This window comes from Halobacterium sp. DL1 (genome assembly GCA_000230955.3).
Taxonomy (GTDB): domain Archaea; phylum Halobacteriota; class Halobacteria; order Halobacteriales; family Halobacteriaceae; genus Halobacterium.
Window position 1 is genome coordinate 297,494 of sequence record CP007061.1, and the last position, 18,099, is coordinate 315,592.

19 protein-coding genes are annotated in these 18,099 nt (G+C 58.9%); 11 read left to right on the forward strand and 8 right to left on the reverse strand.

All coding sequences use genetic code 11. From position 1 onward, the window contains the following. Positions 1-294 precede the first annotated feature (294 nt). On the reverse strand, positions 295-843 hold the full coding sequence (locus HALDL1_01400; GenBank protein ID AHG05645.1) for a hypothetical protein: 549 nt from the start codon (positions 841-843) through the stop codon (positions 295-297). Between the two features lie 128 nt (positions 844-971). On the opposite strand from HALDL1_01400, the gene HALDL1_01405 reads away from it, so the two are divergent. Further along, positions 972-1,385: a PadR family transcriptional regulator gene (locus HALDL1_01405; protein AHG05646.1), complete on the forward strand. Its 414-nt coding sequence runs from the start codon at positions 972-974 to the stop codon at positions 1,383-1,385. Between the two features lie 33 nt (positions 1,386-1,418). Here HALDL1_01405 and HALDL1_01410 read toward each other — a convergent pair whose 3' ends face one another. The 3 genes from HALDL1_01410 to HALDL1_01420 all read right to left on the reverse strand — a co-directional run bounded on the left by HALDL1_01410 (position 1,419) and on the right by HALDL1_01420 (position 3,928). Beyond that, a complete protein-coding gene (locus tag HALDL1_01410) occupies positions 1,419-2,321 on the reverse strand; it encodes a hypothetical protein (protein AHG05647.1) in 903 nt (300 codons plus the stop codon). A gap of 99 nt (positions 2,322-2,420) precedes the next feature. Next, positions 2,421-2,705, reverse strand: coding sequence for a hypothetical protein (locus HALDL1_01415; GenBank protein ID AHG05728.1), 285 nt, complete (start codon positions 2,703-2,705; stop codon positions 2,421-2,423). Continuing rightward, entirely contained in the window at positions 2,702-3,928 is a 1,227-nt protein-coding gene (locus tag HALDL1_01420) for a hypothetical protein (protein AHG05729.1), read from the reverse strand. The genes HALDL1_01415 and HALDL1_01420 overlap by 4 nt, the downstream gene beginning before the upstream one ends. Positions 3,929-4,307: 379 nt before the next feature. Between HALDL1_01420 and HALDL1_01425 the strand changes: the two genes are divergently transcribed. The 7 genes from HALDL1_01425 (at position 4,308) to HALDL1_01455 (ending at position 9,563) form a co-directional block, all read left to right on the forward strand. Then, positions 4,308-4,799, forward strand: coding sequence for a hypothetical protein (locus HALDL1_01425; GenBank protein AHG05648.1), 492 nt, complete (start codon positions 4,308-4,310; stop codon positions 4,797-4,799). A 542-nt stretch (positions 4,800-5,341) separates the two neighbouring features. After that, positions 5,342-5,749 carry a hypothetical protein gene (locus HALDL1_01430; GenBank protein AHG05649.1) on the forward strand — a complete coding sequence of 136 codons (408 nt, stop codon included), beginning with the start codon at positions 5,342-5,344 and terminating at the stop codon, positions 5,747-5,749. Between the two features lie 111 nt (positions 5,750-5,860). Then, a complete protein-coding gene (locus HALDL1_01435; GenBank protein ID AHG05650.1) occupies positions 5,861-6,142 on the forward strand; it encodes a hypothetical protein in 282 nt (93 codons plus the stop codon). Between the two features lie 37 nt (positions 6,143-6,179). Continuing rightward, on the forward strand, positions 6,180-6,845 hold the full coding sequence (locus HALDL1_01440; GenBank protein AHG05651.1) for a sigma-70 like region 4 HTH domain-containing protein: 666 nt from the start codon (positions 6,180-6,182) through the stop codon (positions 6,843-6,845). Positions 6,846-6,847: 2 nt separating this feature from the next. Next, positions 6,848-7,543, forward strand: a complete 696-nt coding sequence (locus HALDL1_01445) for a hypothetical protein (protein AHG05652.1) — start codon at positions 6,848-6,850, stop codon at positions 7,541-7,543. A 420-nt stretch (positions 7,544-7,963) separates the two neighbouring features. Further along, positions 7,964-8,383, forward strand: coding sequence for a hypothetical protein (locus tag HALDL1_01450; GenBank protein AHG05653.1), 420 nt, complete (start codon positions 7,964-7,966; stop codon positions 8,381-8,383). A gap of 178 nt (positions 8,384-8,561) precedes the next feature. Further along, positions 8,562-9,563 (forward strand): hypothetical protein, encoded by a 1,002-nt coding sequence (locus tag HALDL1_01455; GenBank protein ID AHG05654.1) that lies wholly within the window; start codon positions 8,562-8,564, stop codon positions 9,561-9,563. A gap of 46 nt (positions 9,564-9,609) precedes the next feature. Here HALDL1_01455 and HALDL1_01460 read toward each other — a convergent pair whose 3' ends face one another. From HALDL1_01460 to HALDL1_01470, 3 genes are all read right to left on the reverse strand, one after another. Further along, positions 9,610-12,105 (reverse strand): cadmium-transporting ATPase, encoded by a 2,496-nt coding sequence (locus tag HALDL1_01460; GenBank protein ID AHG05655.1) that lies wholly within the window; start codon positions 12,103-12,105, stop codon positions 9,610-9,612. A gap of 124 nt (positions 12,106-12,229) precedes the next feature. Next, complete coding sequence (locus HALDL1_01465; GenBank protein ID AHG05656.1) at positions 12,230-12,976, reverse strand: transcriptional regulator; 747 nt, start codon at positions 12,974-12,976, stop codon at positions 12,230-12,232. 142 nt (positions 12,977-13,118) lie between these two features. Beyond that, positions 13,119-14,126, reverse strand: coding sequence for an arsenic resistance protein (locus tag HALDL1_01470; protein AHG05657.1), 1,008 nt, complete (start codon positions 14,124-14,126; stop codon positions 13,119-13,121). A 243-nt stretch (positions 14,127-14,369) separates the two neighbouring features. Here HALDL1_01470 and HALDL1_01475 point away from each other — a divergent pair, with 243 nt between their 5' ends. Then, a complete protein-coding gene (locus tag HALDL1_01475) occupies positions 14,370-15,296 on the forward strand; it encodes an LtrC (protein AHG05658.1) in 927 nt (308 codons plus the stop codon). Between the two features lie 736 nt (positions 15,297-16,032). Further along, positions 16,033-16,356 (forward strand): hypothetical protein, encoded by a 324-nt coding sequence (locus tag HALDL1_01480; protein ID AHG05659.1) that lies wholly within the window; start codon positions 16,033-16,035, stop codon positions 16,354-16,356. Positions 16,357-16,430: 74 nt separating this feature from the next. Here the strand turns inward: HALDL1_01480 and HALDL1_01485 are convergent, their stop codons facing one another. After that, positions 16,431-16,841 (reverse strand): transcriptional regulator, encoded by a 411-nt coding sequence (locus tag HALDL1_01485; GenBank protein AHG05660.1) that lies wholly within the window; start codon positions 16,839-16,841, stop codon positions 16,431-16,433. A gap of 121 nt (positions 16,842-16,962) precedes the next feature. Here HALDL1_01485 and HALDL1_01490 point away from each other — a divergent pair, with 121 nt between their 5' ends. Beyond that, complete coding sequence (locus tag HALDL1_01490; protein AHG05661.1) at positions 16,963-17,553, forward strand: hypothetical protein; 591 nt, start codon at positions 16,963-16,965, stop codon at positions 17,551-17,553. Positions 17,554-18,099 lie beyond the last annotated feature (546 nt).

An 18,099-nucleotide genomic window follows, 5' to 3' on the forward strand; every position in this document is an offset into this window, starting at 1 on the left:
CGATGGACGTCTCGCTCCTCTCGAAAGGTGGTCGCTACGAGGTCCAGTCCGCGTCCGGTAATCGGTACGAAGTCGACGTCGTCGACGAGTCGTGTACCTGTCCCGACTGGCAGCAGCGCTCACCAGAGGGTGGCTGCAAGCATCTACGTCGCGTCGACCACGAGATCAAACGACGCCGTGTGCCCCGCCCAGATGGCCGACTCCCGGCTGACGTGAACTGATTTCGGTTGACCAACAGACCATCCGTTTCATCGCTGGCGTTGGTTAACGCAGATAGCCACAATCCCACCGCTGTCACGGGAGTTCTTCCGTCACGTCGGCGAGCTCCTCCTCGTTCTGCCAGCGATACAGCCGCCCCTCCCGCTCGAATAGCTCGAAGACGCCGTCCTGCATCCAGCCGAAGGGGTGCTCCTCGTCCTCGTACTCCCGTTTGAGGACGTGGCTCTTCGCGAAGAACTCGGTCGTGCCGACGAGCAGCCCTTGTTCGACGAGGAAGTCGCTCGGTTCCTTCTCGGCGACACCGACGAGGTAGGTCACGATATCACCGATCAGGCAGAACTTCTGAATGCTATTGTCCCACTCGCCGCGGATGTCGACCATCCGGAAGGCGTAGGCGTCCTGCCGGCGGTTGAGTCGGTCGATCACGAGGTTCAACCGGCGGATCGGCTCCCGGTCGTAGTTCCCCAGCACGAAGTACGAGCGGTCGTTCTCGTAGACGGGAGTCAGTTCGCTCAGGGCGTGGAGGATCTCCTCGTTGTCCGCCAGCGAGATCTCTTCCTCGTTGAGTTGGTCCTTCGCACTAGTAAGGACCTCCTCGGGGACGGGCGGCTCTTCGTCGGACATATACAGGCTCTCTCGGCGCCGTGCGATATGATTTATGGAGTAAATCACCGGGTTAATTCGGTGTGAATTACTATAGAGTGATTTACTCAAGGGTAAACTACTTGCCGCCAGGGTGTGTACTGTGTCGTATGAGCACCGACCTGGGGACTGCTGGGGAGATGGAATCCCGCGAACTTGTCCACTTCGTGACTCAGCAGACGCGGTTCGCGCTGATCAACAACATCCTCCAGCACCCCGAACAGCTCCCCTCGATGTACGAGCTCGAGGAGCTCAACCCCAGCGTGAGCGAGGCCACCGTCTACAAGCACATTCAGAAGCTCATCGACGCCGGTATCGTCAAGGAGGTCGCTCTAGACGATGACCAGCGCCGGCAGGGGTATCCCTGGAAGTTCTACGGCCTCACAGAGGAGGGCCGGACCTTCCTCGACGAACACAATCTCCTCGCCGCGGAGGAAACCCTCCAACAGATCTACGAGACCATCTCTGACAAGCCCGAGAAGATGGTCAAGTACGAGAATTCCCCTCGCCCGGACGACGCGTAACCCTTACAGAACTAGCTTCGTCTCAGTACTCGATCACCGTTCGATTTCGTACTCACCCGCCAGCTTCTGGAACTCCGACCACGCGAGAAGCCGGTCGTCCTCGACCTCGCCCTGCGTCTCGAGGTACTGGAGCAGCGCGTCGATCACGTCTTCGAGTCCATACTTCACCGCCTGCTCTCGGAGATCCTCTTCGTCGATGTCGACGTGGCTGAGCAGGAGGAGACAGTACGAGCGGTGACGGCTGCCGTCGTCGATCAACAGCGTGTGACAGCAGAGCTCCGCCGGCGAGACTGCGTCGGGTTCCTCGGAGTAGACGTAGTAGCGATGATCGGTGAGCAGGAACTGGAGGTCGAAGGCCGCGAATCGAGCGAGCCCGGTTTCGTGGGACCCTTCTACGTCGATCTCCGTCTCGACCTGGGCGAGGAATTCGTCGTAGTCCTCCCAGAGAATCGTTCCCTTCGAGGCGACGGCTTCGAGGCGTTGGCGATGGAGATGATGGACGAGTTCACGGGCGAACGCGTGGAGGCGGTCGAAGTCACCGTTGAAGTCATAGCAGCCGTCGTCCGTCCCGACGAGACCACGGTCACGAAACCGCTTGAGAACCCGGTTGACCGTATTGCGGTAGTTGTCGCTCCGGTCGGCGATCTCGGCGACAGTTTGGGGCTGGTCGAGATAGTAGAGCACCTCGAGGGCCTTGCCGGCCAACAGCTCGGGGAAATCGATGTGGGAGTGCTGGCGGACGAGGTCCTGATAGCGTTCGACGGCGCGAGCATCCGACGGGGCGACTCGTTTTCGGCGGCCATCGCGTTCCGTGTAGACGAGCCCCAGCTGGACGAACGTGATATTGTAGTAGTACCCGGCGACCATCAACGCGACGAAGAGCCCGTCTGCTATCGTCGTCCACCGGCGTTCCCGAACGTGCGTGCTGAACTCCATTTAAGCAGTCTTGACCAGTTGTACACACTGATCGTCATAAAGTACGGTACCGTCGCTAGTCGAACACCCGTTGTCGGGGTCCCTCAATCCACGCACCCATCATCGTGATGGTCCGTCGTACCTCCCCATTCCAGCGTGGAGATGGCCATCGAGATGCGTCCATCCCTGGCGGCCGTCCACGTAGCCCGCGGGAGCCGTCGTCGCTTCGAACGTGTTGAAACTGTTCGAGAGCCAGAACCCCCACCCGTTCCAGCCTTCGAACCGGATCTCGTCGATAGTAACAATCGCTTGGTTCAGTGACTCGTACGCGGCTGCAGCGACGGTAGCGAAATCCCAGCACGTGTCCGAGCTGTCCCACGCGCACGGACACCCGGCGGAGGTCACGTCAGTGATTGGTGCGAGAAACGACGTGTTCTCAATCGGGTGCCGCGTTTCGATATCGTAGTCGACCGAGTGCTGCCATACAATCGAGTACCGAGTGGGATCGGGTTGGTTGTGTCGAAAATTTTAGACTCTAGGGCATCCACGTCGAGGTCGCGTCGATCGAATTCCAGATGACCTTGGATGCGGAAGTCAATAACTGGGGCACGCGGGGTTCCGTCGCTCGTCGCGTACTCCTCGGCTGAGCAGAAGTCCACCACGTCAGATTGTTCATCGGCGACCGCTTCGTCGAACGCCTCGGCGAGATTGGCCCAGGACTCATAGCCGTCCACATCCCAGTCGTACGAGTAGAACGGTCGTCGCTTGCTAGTGTGGTGGTGTGGCTCGATACTGTCCCGCTCGATGTCGGTCACGTAGTACCCGAGGTTCCAGCGTGCCTCCTGCGTGTCGTGAGCTTCGAGCGAGCCGGGATTGAAGAACCACGGTTCGTCGGCAGGCCCCTCGTACGGCTTGTGGATGTGCCCGAGCGCGAGGTAATCCACCAATCCCTCGAACTGCTGGAGCGTGGTGTATCGAACGGACGCACCGAGATCCGGGACCTCGTCGACGACACCAAGGTGCGCCATCAGCACAGTGTGTGCCGGCTCGCCGGCCCGGTTGTTCACCGCCTCAATGGCGGTGCGTGCCTGATCGAGTGCCGTATCGATGTACCCGCCCCGATACTCCAATCCGAACACCCGGACAGGAGCATCAAAGGCCGGGACATCGAGATCGACGTATCCGGGAACCGTTCCGTCGACCCCAGTCCCCACATTTTCCTCTGCAGATGCCAGGGAAGGGAAGAGGTCTTCGACGGGCCGTTCGCCGCCACTAACGCCTTCGAAGTCCGGTTGGAGGAGTGTGATCACGTCGCGCTGGTGGAGGTACTCGAGCCACGTCATCGCTCGCCGATTGAGGTTCTGGTCGTGGTTCCCGGGCGAGACCAACACGGGGATATCGTCAGGGACGACCCCGAAGGCCTTCTCAGCGCTTTCGAGGATACTCGGGCGCAGGTCTCGCGAGTGGAACAGGTCACCTGGGATGAGGATGGCGTCGACCTCGTGTTTATTGACGCCCTCTTGCAGTGTCTTCCGGAACGTGAGGAACATGTCGCCCTGTCGTTTTTTGACGTTGTACTGCCGGTGACCGAGGTGTACGTCGGCCGCGTGGAGTAAACGGTAATTCATGATTGGATAATAGAGGCAGCGACTGGATCAGTCGGATCGTGCGAAACTATCGAACTGCAACATAGGCTACCAGTTACAAGAGAGATACTTAATCCTCCTGTAACCAAAGTGAAAGTGAACGTTGTCAATTGGTATATAGTCTAAAATTCGAATCTTGAATTGGTGTCAGAATAAACACTGGAGAATCAGATGTGTTTGCAGTCAACTTCGAAGCGGACTACGAGGCTAGGGACCTGATCATGACTGTTGAAAGAGCAGCCGAGTCCTGAAAATCGACTGCCGCGAGAAGAGGTTTTTCGAGCGCCGGCGATGGGTGCCGGCGCATCACGTAGTGACGCAGTGTGCAGTCGCGTGCGTCGGCAGACGAAGGTGAAAACCGATGCATATGGTCATTTACACTCTGGTAGAGGCATCGACGCGAGACGACGCAGTGGCCACTGGTAAAGCAGTGTTCGATCGGCTGGTTGGAGCCGACCCACACACTGGCGCCGTGTTTGACTACTACGTCACATTCGATCAAGAAGGCACGACAGTGGCAGGGAAAGCTCGCTGGGGCGACCTCCCAGTTGCAGCGCGCGTAGACTCTGACGAAGGCCAGGAACTCCTGGAGCGCGGTTGGGACGCGACGAAGAGCGAGTTCCAGCGGAACCTCAATCGAGTACAGAAGGCGCTCGACGAGCTTAGCGATGATGAGATAATGCGTGATGAGAACCTCACCCGGCATGCCTTCCATCAAGTCGGTGCCTACGACGGTCCCTCGATTTTGCTGTACGACGAACACGGTTGCGGGATTCGCCACCGAGGCCAGCTGGATCGCATCGTCGAGGAGAGTGACGACCTCTGGGTCGTCCCGGCGGATGTCCATTTCTAAACAATGCCCAGAATCACAAACTGGCGACGCGAGAGCCGCTCGCCAACGTTGGCGTATCGGAACACTGAGACTGGCGCTCGAGCTGTCCTGCACAGAGCGCCGGACTCCTACCGCTACAAGTGGCGTGGCGCAATCCTCGTCGACGGCTACCCAGTATGGTCGCGGGGGTACGAGACGAAAGACGCAAAATCGTTCCGTGACGAGCTCCAGAAGCGGCTAGCGCCCGAATTGAGTTGTCCCGAATGCCCGAACGAGGACATCCTCGTCGGTGAGAAGTCAGCAGACGGGGCGAAAGTTCAGCGCTGGTTCAAGTGCCGAGACTGCGACTACGAAAGCCGCTCGGCAATCGTCTACGGCGCCGAGCGCTGAAATCATTCCCCGAGTGCAGCGTACCCCGAGTACGGATTAACCAACAACTAGTCGGTCTTAGTCGGTTGTGTTGGTTAACGCGTTCAAGCACATCTGCAACCCAGAGACTGCAGCAAGTTTTTCACCCCCTGAGGGGTGCGGGGGTGCTCAAACGAGTACCTTCGAACAGACCCATGAGTAGAACTATCGACTCACAGTCGCTCCAACAAATAAGCCAGAGAAGTGACCGCGACATCGTCTACGTCGGCTACCGACAGCGAGGGCGTGCCGTCGTGGAGAAGCTACCTGAACAAGAACGCCTCACTCCAGACCGAAGCCTCAAGCTGGTAAACCACAGTCCCTCGGGGTTCGAATGGGGATACAGTGGGAGTGGGCCAGCGCAGCTCGCACTCGCTCTCCTGCTCGACTACACCGAGGACGAACAATTTGCGCTAACGCATTACACCCAGTTCAAGAACGAGGTTGTGAGTCAACTGGAGTGCGCCGGTCCCACAGAGCATTGGCGACTCACCAGTAGCGAGATTGAGTCCGCCCTTGGTGTGAACGCCCCAGAGGTTCTCGCAGCGTCTGCAGGACAGTGAGATTGCCTGTTACAGGCTGCACGGATAACCCAAGGACGGCATCTGATAGAATCGTGTTTTTTGCCCTCGGGAGGGGTGCGAGGACCTTCCAATAGTCCTCGTGGGAATAAAATGTCTGACTCGAAGCAACCAGCCACCGACTCGGCAGAATCGGCAATGAACGGAGATCAAACGGAGCAAACAGAGCGCGTCGAGCGCACTGATGTTGGTGTCTCGCTGACCGTGAAACTCAAACGCGGAACCGGGACGCGAGATGAAGACCAGATCAAAGCCAAGGTGAAGGCGAAAACGCTGGAAGACGCCCGCAAGGATATGGAGACGCTTCGCGAGTACATCCACGACCTCGCCGAAGACGCTCGCCAAATCCAGCCAGTAGACCCACACGAAGAGTAATTCTTTTGTCTGTTGCACAGAATTGTGTAACCATAGGATGTACGAAGTGTGCGGTGAGAAGGAACTCAAGGTCATTCTCGCGCTTGACCCAGGGGATTCCATCTCCGGCGTCGCGCGGAAGATCGACGAGAACCGGGAAACGATTCGGCGCGTCGTAAATCGCCTCGAAGAGGCGGGATACGTCGTGTACGATGATGGCCTCCAGCTCGTCGACCAGACAATCCGAGACGCCGGTCTCGAGTTCCTGACGGCGGCAACAGACATCTCGCCGCCGTCGATCTCGGAGGCGTACGTCCTCCCGCAGTTCGCGGGTATGGAGTATGCATTCACTGCCATTGATGCGGTCTACGTCTGGACCCGCGGTGGCTACCAGGTCGCTCGCGACCCAGAGGACTATCCGCTGTTCATCGCCGTCCACAAATCCGAACTCGACGCCTGGACGGAGTTCTTCGATCGGTTCGGAATCCCGACTTCGGAAGAGCGCCAGCCCACAAAAGATCTCGACGGAACCATCCAGATCGTTCTGGAGCCACGGTCACAAATCGATGCCCAGATGGTCGACGGACGGTCCGTCATCCCACTCCAAGAAACCGTGGCGTTCGCAAATGAGTACTACGCAACCTTCGAGTCGGCACTCGATATGCTTGGACGGATGTACGACGACGTCGACACCGACGCGAGCTACCGCATGGAGCCAGCCTGAACATGAGTCAAGAAGACCGAAGCGAGGCACTCATCGAAGTGCTCGAAGAACTGGAACAGTCAGATATTGGGTTCGTCCTCGTTGGTGGGTACGCGATCAGCCAGTTCGAGACGCGGTTCTCGACCGACCTCGACCTCGTCATCGCTCCGGACGACTACGACGAAGTCGTTGCGTTCCTTGAAGCGCACGGCTTCGAACGACAGGCCGATCTCGAAGTTCCCCCAGAAGAGACCATCTATAATCGGGAAATCGAACTCTTCGAGCGTACTGAAGGGCTTCCTCACCCGGTCGGAGTAGACATCCTTGTGAACGGCCTCGGCTGCCGACAGACCGAAGCAGAGTGGTCGTTCGACTATCTGCGCAAGCACAGTTCTCCGACGACGATTTCAGGCGGTACTCGGTCGACGACCGCACGGGCAGCTGACGGCGAAGTACTTGTTGCAGCCAAGCTTCATAGTGGTCGAAAAACGGATCTCGCTGACGTCCTCGCTGCGGTTCCGTCGATCGACCTCGGAATGGTCGAGACGCATCTGCATCGCGGCGATACTGAAGCCCTTCGTCAACAGCTCAGTGAGGCACAAGCGTTCATCGAAGAGGGCGGACTCGATCACCGATTCAAGAGTATGTTCGGTCAATCATCGGCCTCGGCCGAGGACATCGAGACGCTCCTCAAGTTCCTCAAGCAGCAACAGAAGTAAACTGCACCCACTGCGACAGCAATAGCGACGGTATCTGTGGGTGGCCGTCTCCGAATTTGAGCTAGAAAGGGAGTGAGCAGGTGCTGTTTGTCGTCGCCTTGAGAGCGCGGAGGCAGACACCAGTGAGTGACTCTTCAGGTCAATTTGTAGAATCGGGTGGCCTAACACCGGAACAGCGTCTCGAACCACCGAACACGCGCCTCATTAACGCCGGTATCGTGACGATCAACGACATGGAGACACTACGGGCTTGTGTCGCATACGAGAATGCGAATCAGGGACGTGTGCAGATTCTGCGGCGTCTCGAACGTCAGGCACAAGAAATCCGCTCACAAGAGGGGTGAGTCAGCTCGTAGTCGAAGATCTTTTTCACCCCCGAAGGGGTGCGGGGGAATCAAACGTCCCTCAGAGGTGAACTAAATGAAAGACTCCAACGAGACGACAGCGTATCGAGTAACGATTACCCTTGATAGCGCGAAACTCCCCGTCGACGAGCAAGCCCGCAACGCGCTTCTCACCGAGTTCCGTTCACGAGTCGGCCATCTCGTCGATGGGCTTCGTGGCATCGACGTTGAGCAAGATGACATCGACATCAGTACGGGCTACCGATATGCGCAAGTTCCGGCGACGTGCCCACTTTGTAGCGAGCGGCTCGATCTCCAGAGCGTCCATCTAGATACAGAGAACGGGGCCCTGGCTAGCGCGGAGTGTTCGAGCGATGAGTGTGACTGGAGCGGTGATGCAGTTTATCGAATCATCGACCTCGAGGGCAGCGAAAGCGACGCCTTCGAGAGTAGTGTACTGACCGGGGATATCGCTCCGAGCTACCACCCGTACTGAACTGAGATCTGCGAGGTATCTCTGCTGAGCCGACAACGTAGCAGCCCCCACAGGGAACCAGCTCGATTAACCAACATGACTTATCCAGTAGCAACCGATGTTGGTTAACGGCTAGCCGCCGGGAGCAGTTTTTCTCCCCCAGGAGGGGGCGCGGGGCGAGTTCCCGCGTTGATTCATTATGGCACTCACAGCGAGGACGACCAGCAACGCAGCCAGCGAAGTTGCGGCTGCTCGGCAAGCAGACCACGTGGCGTTTCTTCATCGCGTTCCGTTTGCATATGACGCGCACCGACTCGGTTTTCTCACCGGATTTCGGGAGGACTGTACCTACCAACAGCAGCATTTCAAAGCGTTAGAGTTGCCAGTCGGGATGCTCGATAACGATTTTCGAAATCCAGACCTTGATCGGTACGTCGAGCGCTTTTTCGAGCACGAACCTCAGGTCGGGGTGATTGGTGATGCCTACGGAATTGAGGAGGTGGACCGATACGTCGCTGCTGCTCGCGAGATCAAAGGAAGCTACCCGGAGCCGGACCTCGTCATCGTCCCCAAATGCCGTGGCGCGATTCACGCAATCCCTGATGACCTCGTCGTCGGGTACTCCCGGGGATACGCCGACCGACTTGCTCACGAGTTCTCAGAGCCGAGCGATTGGCGTGGTCGTCGCGTCCACATACTTGGAGGAAGTCCGCCGAAACAACTGGACGTCATTAAGCAGCTTACCCGTCCCACGCTGACAGGAGACCCTCCCGCAGATATTGTCGGCCTCGACTGGAATGGGCTTCACCGTGGCGCACAGTTTGGCGAGTTCTGGACGGCCGACGGCTGGGACGACAGCGGTCGCGACGCCGACCACGTCACCGTACGAAAGACGGTGCGCCATAGTCTCGCTCGAATCCGTGAGTTCTGGCAGTCCCATGGGATCTGGCCCGAGACGACACCCCAGAACGAGGGGATACACATCGAGTACGAGGGGCCGACTCCAGCCGATCTCGAAAAGGCCGCTTGCACCGAATGTGGAGCGAACGTCTGGCGAACGCGTCGCGGCCCCTACGTCGCCGAATACGATACCGGTGTAGTCTGCGGGTACTGCAGATACGAGTGCTACTTCACCCATCGCCATCGGAACAACCTCGAGGAGATCGCCGGCGAGCAGAGTGTCTACATCCCACCAGGGTGATACTGTTCCTCCGACCTGCCAGACGAGAGTAGCTCGACCGAGCTGGTCACTCGAACCTGTCGGGTTTGAATCTCGCCAGACGGAGTGCATTCGTCGTCACGCCGAGGCTCATCCCCATATCGCCGACGATGACTGCGACCGCGACATTCACCAGTCCAAACGGAACCCCGATGGCCAGTAGCGCCTTCACACCGATGCTCGCCCAGATGTTCTCCCGGATGACCCCGTTAGCCTTCCCCGAGAGCGCGTAGAGATACGGAAGCTTCGACAACTCGTCGCCCATCAGCGCGACATCTGCCGATTCGACCGCCGTGTCGGTCCCCGCCGCGCCCATCGCAACCCCGACCGTCGCCGTCGCAAGCGCTGGCGCGTCATTGACCCCGTCGCCGACCATCATCACGCCGCCGAACTCCTCGTCGAGTGCGGCCACTGTCTCGGCTTTCTCCTCGGGGAGCAACTCGGCCCGAACCTCGTCGACGCCTGCCATCTCGCCGACCGCCCGAGCCGTCACCTCGTTGTCCCCGGTCAGCATCACGATCCGCTTGACACCGAGCTCGTGGAGCCGTTCGACCGTCTGCTTCGCTTCCGGCCGAATCTCATCGGCCACCGCAACGACACCCAATATCCGCTCCCTGGTGCCGACAAGAATGACCGTCTTCCCAGCAGCCTGTAGCGCTTCAATCGTCTCAGCGCTAGCGGCAGCGAGATCGTCACCGCCAGCGTCCTCGACAGCGACACCGCCATCGGACACGGTACGGTCGGAATCGAAGGCGAGCCCCAGCTCTTCGAACAGCGCGGGCTTTCCGGCGAAGTACGTCTCGCCGTTCAGGTCGGCCCGGACGCCCTTCCCGGTCAAACTCTCGAACGCCGAGACATCGTCCGTGTCGACCGCCGATTCGTCACCAGCCTCGACGATGGCTTCTGCAATCGGGTGTTCGCTGCGGGCCTCGAGGCTCGCCGCGACGGACAACACCGACTCTCGGGACTCGCCACTGGCGGGGACGACATCAGTGACGGTGAGCTGACCGTGCGTGAGCGTTCCTGTCTTGTCGAACGCCACGGCCCCGACCGTCCCAACCGATTCGAGATGCGTTCCGCCCTTGATCAGCACACCGTTCTTCGCGGCGCTCGTGATCCCAGAGACGACGCTGACGGGCGTGCTGATCACCAGCGCACACGGACAAGAGAGCACGAGGAGTGCCAGCCCGCGCTTGAACCACGTTGCCCAATCGCCGGCGAACACGAGCGTCTGGCCACCGACACCGAGCGAGATGCTCTCGCTGATGAGCAGCGGTGGTACTGCAGCGATGAGGACTGCCAGCGTAACGACTACCGGCGTGTACTGACTGGCAAAGCGATCGACGAACTGTTCGTGGTCGGTCTTGTCCCGCTGCGCGTCCTCAACGAGTTCGATGATGCGGGCGAGTGTGCTGTCCTCGGCTTCCGCCGTTACGTCGGCTTCTAGGTAGCCCTCTTCGTTGATGGTGCCGGCGTACACCTCGTCTCCGCCCGTCTTATCCACAGGGACGCTCTCGCCCGTGATGGGGGCCTGGTTGACCGCACTCTCGCCCTCGACGACCGTGCCGTCGGCGGGGACCCGATCGCCGGGGCGCACGATGACGCGGTCACCGACGCGCAACTGCTCGACTGGGACGGTCGTTTCCTCACCACCGCGGCGGACGGTTGCGGTCGTCGGCGAGAGATCCATCAACTCGCGGAGTGAGGAGCGCGCGCGATCCATCGCGTACTCCTCCATCAACTCGGCAACGCTGAACAGCACGGCGAGCATGCCGGCTTCGAGGTACAGTGCCTCACCGAAGACGACACTCGCAATGATGGCGCCGAGGATGCCGAGGCTCATCAGCAGATCAATGTCTAGCGAGCGCGTCCGGGCGGAGTAGTAGCCGTTCCGGAGGATTTCCTCGCCGCTGATCACCGCGCCGGCGAAGTAGAACAGCTCAGCAGTACCGAACTCTCGTCCGACGAGGCTAACGAGCGTCACATTGAGTCCCGACAGCAGAAACTCCAACACAAGGCCGACGAGCAGCAGTCCGCCACCGATCCACGTCTTGAGAGCGCGTGGACTCAGCCACACGTCGCGCGACCGACTCTCCTCGACGAGATCCTCCTCGGCGGTGTCTAGACCACTATCCGCAACGGCGTAGCCCGCGCTCTCGATGGTGGCGACAAGGTCGGCACGCGAGGTCTGCGCCGGGTCATACGTGACGATGACGGTGCCCGTCGTCGGGAGCGTCTCGCGGTCCTGGATACCCGCGACAGTGTCGAGGGCGTTCTCGATCTTCCCGGCGCAGGACGCACAGTCCATCGTGGGCACGTCGAACCGCTCGGTCTGGAGGTCATCGCGTGACTCGACATCGTAGCCGGCGGCCTGGACGCGTTCGACGACGTCGTCTACACCGACGTTCTCGGGACGATATTCGACGTGGACAGTTCCGGTCATTACCTGCGGCTCGACGGAGACGACCCCGTCGAGTTTCGAGACGCTGTTGACGATCTTCTCCGCGCAGGAGGGACAATCCATCCCGGGTACGTCGAGTGTCACGGTTCGGGCCTCCGGGCCCCCCGAACCAGCCGCATCTGTAGTCATTACCTCTAGTGACGAGGCTGGACGACAAGCGCCTTCGGTTGGTGTGTACCAACTCTCGTTAGGTGTCGGGCGAAGAAAGGTGGGGAGACGTGGAGCGATCGGCGACGTAGGCCTCGGCCAAGTGGGCTTCAGCGCGGCGGAGCCGATAGGAGAGCGTCGAGCCGGGGATATCGAGTTTCTCGGCGAGTTCGTAGGTTTCGATCTCGCGCGGTGTCTTGTAGTACCCGTGGTCGACGGCAGCCCGTACCGCTGCATCCTGTTCGGCCGTCAATGTGGGGGAACCGTCGTCCGGGGCGGCGTCATCCGCGTCGCCGACACGGACAAATGTAACGCCGGTCGTGTCGTCGATCTCGCTCTCGATTGCGTTGCGGAATGCGTGGTAGGTGGTGTCGTCGGGGGCGATGATGCGCCATTCGTAGCGACGACCGACCCACGTCGTCTTGAAAATGAGACCATCGCCGAAGTGATCGAGTGCGAGGTGTGGGATGGAGGTACACGAGGGAGTGCGTGACCAGTAGGAGTAGAGGACGAGTGCGTCGTCAGTGCGGTCGAGGACCTGTGTTTCCCAGTCCGCTTCGCAGTCACGGCGGGCCAAACAATCGGTGTAATACTCGGCGTCAGTGACAGTCTCAGCGATATTATCGAGTGCAGTTTCTCTACCCGACACGTAATCGACCCGCCAGAGGTTCTTGGGAGAAACGTGACAAGAGAGCGACCGGATTTTCGTCTCCGGATTGTCGGCGAGGATATCGGCGACAGCGTTAGTGCCCGGAGCGTATTCCAAGGCGAAGACGAGCTCGCGCATACTGATTCATAGCATGGAGAGAGGTATGAACGCGTTGACGGAGACTCAGGGGTTGAGTAGTCGAGTTGATGCCCTACGTCCCTCTCCCCAGCGAGCGCCGACCAAATGGCGGTGCGAGCTGGACTGCAGTATCGAGCCTGCTTCAATCACCACGTCCGACATCGAGATCAAGGAAGTGATCGGGTGACTCCGGAACCAGCCATGCCGGCACGACTCGTGTGAGGACAACCATCCCCGTCAGCTCAACGAGCGTCTGGGTGACGACGACTGCTGGGGCGAGCGCGTAGCCCGACGGGAGCGCGAGCGCCAGTGGGAGGATGACCAACGAGTTCCGGGTTACGGACGTGAACACGAGCGCCCGGCTCTCGCCGGCCTCCATCCCCAAGAGGCCGGCCACCAACCGACCGAGCAGCGGCATAATGGCCAGGAACGCTACATAGACAGGCACAACCGATGCGATCTGTCCGATCGAATCCTGTACGCGCGGCAGTTGGGAGGCGATCACGACGAACAGTGTTGCGCCCATCATCGGGACCGGCAACCAGCCCATCGTCGCCTGCCACTGGTCGCCGCGAGTGGACCGCTCCGCCCAGTATTCGGTCGCCCACGCGAGCGTCAGCGGGAGCGCAATGATGATGACGAACGCCTCGATGAACGGCCCGGCCTCGATGAACTCGGCCACCTGCTCGCCCATGAACAGCCAGAGGTACACCGGGAGCAACAGCAACTGGGTAAGCATCAACGCCGGCGTCGCCGCAGTTATCTGCTCGGCGTCACCGCCGGCGAGTTCGGTGAACGTGATAACGTAGTCGATACACGGCGTCAACAACACCATAAACGCTCCCACGAGAATCACCGGCTCCTGCGGAAGGAACCGCGTGAGCCCGAACACGACGACCGGCACGACCACGAAGTTCATTCCGAGCGCGGCCGCCATGAACCGGCCGTTCCGGAACGCTCGACGAATCCTGACGAACGGAATCTCGAGGAACGTGACGTACAACAGCACCGCCAAGACAGGATTGATGAGCGGTTCCAGCACCGAGCTCGTACTTGGTTGGCCGAGACCGACGCCGATCGCGAGTAAGACGGCAACGGCGTAGATGCCGACTTGATTGTGCTGAATCCACCGCTTCGAGAGCGAGGTCATAGATTTACGGAGAGGCAACCGGTGCCGCCATCCGTCAACCCAGATCCTCTCATTTCGTAGAAGTGGTGGTAGCAGGCGTAAGTTCCCATCGGTGAATGGTGGATAGCAGCAGTACTTCGAGTCGTCCTATCAGAGAGTAGCCAAGGTCGTCAATTGCAGTGCAGAGATGTGTTTTTTCGCCCCTGAGGGGTGCGGCGCGTCCTGAACTGACGCAGTTGCCGTGAACGCGATTTACTGAAAACCATGGCTACGACCAGTGACTCGTCGGTCTCGTTCGAGAAGACCGACACCCGACACGACGAGATGCACAGTACCATCGAAGAGTGGATCGACGACCTCGTCGACCGCGTCGACGATGCACAAGCGAGTGAGGAGTTCCAAGAATGGTTGGACGTCCAGAGTCGTTTCCACGACTACTCGCACCGAAATACGCTCCTCATCAAACTGCAGTATCCTGAGGCCACGAAGGTTGCAGGCTACAACACGTGGCGGAACGACTTCGATCGGTACGTCCAGGAAGGCGAACAGGCCATCTGGATCTGGGCACCAATCATCACCAAGCGATGTCCCGAGTGTGAGAATTCGCCCAGCTACCACGAGAAAATTGGCTGTGAGTACAACGAGACGTCGGCGGATGAGTGGTCGAAAGGCCTCGTCGGATTCAAACCAGCACCAGTCTTCGACGTCTCCCAAACCGACGGAGAACCGCTTCCCGAACTGGAGACTGCAGCGATGGGCGACGCCGACGACCTGGTGCCAGCGCTCAAAGGAGCAGCTGATGAACTCGGTGTGACGGTACGCATTGTCGATGCTGACCACTGGAAACATGGCGACGCGAAGGGAGTCTGTAAGTACCGGAGCCTACACGACCTCCAGCCAGTCGTCGAAGCGATAGCCCGATCGAACCAGGCAGATCTCGCTGTCACGCTGATCCACGAGTACGCCCACGCGTTGCTCCACTTCGATATCGGGGAGGAACCCGAGCGGGCAAAACGAGAGGTCGAAGCAGAAGCCGTCGCGTACATCGTCGGTCGGTATTTCGGACTCGACACGAGCGGATCTGTGTTCTATCTCGCTGCGTGGCAGGGCGATGACCCGGAAGCGATTCAAGAGCGCCTCGGTCGAATCAGTTCCACCGCTCAAGAGATCATTGGGTCACTCGTGGAGTGACGAATCCGACAACCTCTGGAGCAGTAGTCACAGTCGGAACTAATCGAGTTCCGGGTGCGTTGAAAAACGGTTTTTCACGCCGTCGAAGGGCGACGGCGTGCGCGAACTCGTCACGTCGATTCAGGCCAAATCATGACCGAACGAACTGACGACGTCGAGACACAGGACGAAGACGAAACAGAACTCGAAGAGCGGGTGTACTCTCCTGATGGTGGAGTTGTAGCATCGGCTCCTGCAGCTTCGACACCTACTGAAGCGATCCAACAACCCACCATTGGCGAAGACCCGTCTCAGGAGGAACTCGAGCCCCGTACGAAGCGAGCGCGAAACGAAGAGATGGACGTCTCGCTACTCCAGAAGGGAGGAATCTACGAGGTGCGATCGGAGTCAGGGAACATCTACGAGGTCGATATCGCGAGTAAGACGTGTACGTGTCCAGATTTCACGAAGCGGAATCCACGCGGTGGGTGTAAGCATCTACGGCGAGCCGATCTCGAAGTTCGAAGTGGAAACGTCCCTCGTCCTGATGGCCGTCTCCCGGAAACGTCGGACGTGGTTGAACAGCTTTCATCGGAAATTCGTAAGCTGGGGCAAGAGATCGAAGAACGCGAGGAGCGACGACGGAAACTCGAAGCTACGGTTGGGGTTATCGAGGAGTTCTCGATTGAGTAGACGAGAGAATTAACCAACAATTCTAAGATATCGCCCAACAACGTTGGTTAACAGAGCCTGCCCCATGTCCTATTCTCCACCAGACCCACCTCGAGAAGTCCCGGCAGACATCGCTTCCAAGCTTGATGAGCAATCCCCGGAGGTACTCCGACAAGTCGCTCGATTCGCCGAGGAGCTTGCTGAGCATCGCGAGCGGGAGGCACGACTAGCTGAAAACGAGGAGGATAAGGAGGTCGAAGAGCGACCAGAGGACCTTCCCGATGACGTTCCGGCGAAGGCGACGATCACAATCAAGGAGATTAACGAGAATCGCTACTACTACTGGCAGTGGCGAGAGGGAGACAAAATCAAATCAAAGTACAAGGGTCCGGTCAACTCGGATGAATAGACTAAGCGAGCGCTCCAATCGAAATGGCTAGTTGTTCAGGGTGACACCCCGTCTGCGAAGTGAAAGGAGGACTGTTAGCGCTCGGGTCGCGGAGCAGTCTCGTATCGTTTGATGTCGTCGGTCTTCTCCACGCGGTCGTAGATCTCTCGAAGCGTGTCTTGTGCCCGGTAGAGCTTATGCTCCTCAAGGAACTGTCGACCACTCCCACTAATGCCGTAGAACTTGTACGGCAGGTCGTTCTGACGGCGGTCCTCGGGTAGGAGCACTTCCTCGACGATGCCAGCGTCAACGAGCTGCTGGAGGTGCTGACGAATCGTCGTCTGACTCTTGCTCGGGTTGACGTAGTCGAGTTCCTTCAGCGTCGGTAGTTCCGACGGATGCCCGAGTATGTCCTGGAGGAGCGAGAACCGCGTCTCCTGGGTGACGACGTTGAGCCGCTCGCGAACGGACTCCAGGTCGCTTGGCGTGTGGTCGGAGGTACTCATTACACCACAATTCGTGTAGTGCGTGCAAAAGCGTTTCGCCTAAATACGAATCGGTCTAAAGCGATACGGTGGCTGATGAGGTCGCCACATTAAAGCAGGGTACGGGACAATTCCCGCTCTAATGAGTGAGGATCCGGTCACTGTCGAAGAACTCGCCGAGAAAGCCGACGAGTATCTGCACGAGGCCTCACTCACGCCGGAGGAGTACGAAGCGCTCAAACAGAGCGTTGCGGAGCTCACGCCGATATTCTCAGCTGAGAATTCGTACTTCGTCCTTGGCAGCTACGGAAAACCCGAAATCCGCCGTCTCCAGCTCGTGAAAGATCGTCTCAACCGGCAGCCCGGTGCGTACGCGTTCCTGATGGTCGACATTCGGAGCGAGTGGACGAATACCTACCTCAAGTTCCGGCTGCTCGCCGATTACACGGATATCATCGTGGGCGTCGCCGAACACGCCCAGGGCGGCTTCCTCGTCGAACAGGGATATTTCACGGCTCTGGAGGAATACTTCGCCAAGACGCACGTGTTCAAACGCGAGTACAACACGATAGATGCGGACGCGATCGACACGAACGTCGACGTCGATAATCCCTTCAGCGGAATGCAGACTGCGATCTTCGAGATGCTCGACGATGCTGGGCGTCTCTGTCAGTGGACATCTGAGGACGACCTCGTCGAGTGTACCGAGGCTCTTGTGAGTGGTCAGGAATAACCGTAGACAGAGACGAATCTGTAACTCACACCCCACGTTTCCGTCGTTTCTCCACGACGTCCTCGGTTTGTTCCAGCGCGATTCCTAGCGTAGCAGATGACACCCCCCCAGAGTGTGAATGGAATCGGTTTACCTGACACCCCTCAGTGTGAATGGGTCCGGTCAATCCGGACGAGGGAGACTTGGGGGAAGACACCCACCCCACGTTTCCGTCGTAACTGGATGTGGATGGAGAGGGTGTGGTTGATTTCGAAGGGGCCACACCCCCCGTGTTTCCGTCGTTTCTCCAGGATAGCGTAGGGAGAGACTACGATTAGTACTATGCAGCCACTTATTATGTTGATCGAGAAACAATCTAGATAGTAACTGACTTCTAGAACGCATAGATTAAAGTAGTATAGCTGAGAAACGCTCATTAAGTGTACTTCGGCGAGTGAGGGGGCGAAGTACTTCGCCCCCTCAGATGAAACAATCCCTCTCAGCTGCTTCTATAGACAGCCAGCTATGGACGGCTAGGCTGTTCTCGTCTTGGTCAGCTCTCCGTGA